A 1,550-nucleotide genomic window follows, 5' to 3' on the forward strand; every position below is an offset into this window, starting at 1 on the left:
GTAATAAGCTAAGCATAGTAAAGACATGAGTAAGACTTCTGACAACGCAACTGAAAACGACACTGTAGTCGACCAAGGCCAGCCTCTAATCAGCCATCTGATAGAATTGCGCACACGCCTCCTGCGTTCTGTGCTTTGCGTTATATTGATCTTCGCAGGCCTTTACTATTTTGCCAACGATATCTACCTGATTGTCTCAGAGCCACTTAGGGTCTTTTTACCCGAAGGTAGCACCATGATCGCGACCGATGTCGCATCACCCTTCTTTACCCCCTTCAAACTGGCACTAATGACGGCACTGTTTATATCAATGCCTTATGTGCTCTTTCAAATATGGGGTTTTATCGCACCTGCACTCTATGAGAATGAAAAACGGCTCGCCTATCCTTTACTGCTATCGAGCATAATATTGTTCTATCTCGGCATGGCATTCGCTTACTTTGTCGTCTTTCCTTTGGTGTTTGGCTTTTTCACCAGTGCCGCACCTGAAGGCGTCACTGTAATGACCGATATCAGTCGCTATCTTGACTTCATTCTAAAGCTATTCTTCGCATTTGGTTTAGCCTTCGAAATCCCAATCGCAACCATTATTTTGGTTGCGGCAGGTATTACCAGCTCAGCTAGCCTAAGTGAAAAACGCCCTTACATCGTGGTTGGCTGCTTCGTTATCGGTATGTTATTGACGCCTCCAGATGTTATTTCGCAAACTCTTTTAGCAGTTCCAATGTGGGCTCTCTTTGAAGTCGGAGTGCTGTTTTCAAAACTCGTCGAAAAGAAGCGCAACGAAGAACCTGTAAGCGAATAACAATTAGATGAACCTGCTACTGTTATTCCCCGAAAATATGCACAGCGAAACACTGGCTGAGATTTCCGGTCGTCAACTCGAACATATGCATGAGACTCTAAAGTCAAAAGTTGGAGATAACATACGCGTTGGCCTGCTCAATCAGCAAATTGGCCTAGCCACTATTACAGCTCTCACTACGGAGTCTGCCAAACTCGATATCGAGTGGCAAAAAGAAGCGCCCGCACCACTCCCCTTAACACTCATTATTGGTCTACCCCGACCAAAAATGTTAAAGCGAATCATTCAAACCGCCACAACAATGGGCGTGAAGAAAATCTATTTCCTCAATGCCTGGAAGGTAGAAAAGAGCTTTTGGCAAAGCCCCTGGCTAAGTGAAGAAAAAATTCTAGAGAATTGCATCCTTGGCTTAGAACAAGCTCAGGATACCGTGATGCCCGAAATTCATATCAAAAAGCGCTTCAAGCCCTTTGTTGAAGATGAATTACCTGCACTTTCCAAAGGTACACGCCAACTAGTCGCCCACCCTAGAGAAGAACAGGTCTGCCCACATCATCTCGAAGAAGCCTGCACCTTAATCATCGGCCCCGAAGGTGGCTTTACTGAGTATGAAGTAAACAAGCTCAAAGAAGCCGGTTTTGAAGGAGTTCATTTAGGCGAAAGAATTCTACGCGTAGAGACTGCCGTACCCGTATTGATCTCGCGTCTATTTGGGTCAACATTCTAGGGTAATTTTGTCCGCAAA

General features: G+C 45.2%; 2 protein-coding genes. Both read left to right on the forward strand.

Annotated features, from left to right (window positions below; genetic code table 11):
• The first annotated feature begins 25 nt into the window (after positions 1–25).
• On the forward strand, positions 26–805 hold the full coding sequence (gene tatC, locus A3756_RS17065; protein ID WP_068510193.1) for a twin-arginine translocase subunit TatC: 780 nt from the start codon (positions 26–28) through the stop codon (positions 803–805).
• Between the two features lie 7 nt (positions 806–812).
• Complete coding sequence (locus A3756_RS17070; protein WP_068510498.1) at positions 813–1,532, forward strand: 16S rRNA (uracil(1498)-N(3))-methyltransferase; 720 nt, start codon at positions 813–815, stop codon at positions 1,530–1,532.
• The last annotated feature ends 18 nt before the right edge of the window (positions 1,533–1,550 follow it).

This window comes from Oleiphilus sp. HI0086 (assembly GCF_001635225.1).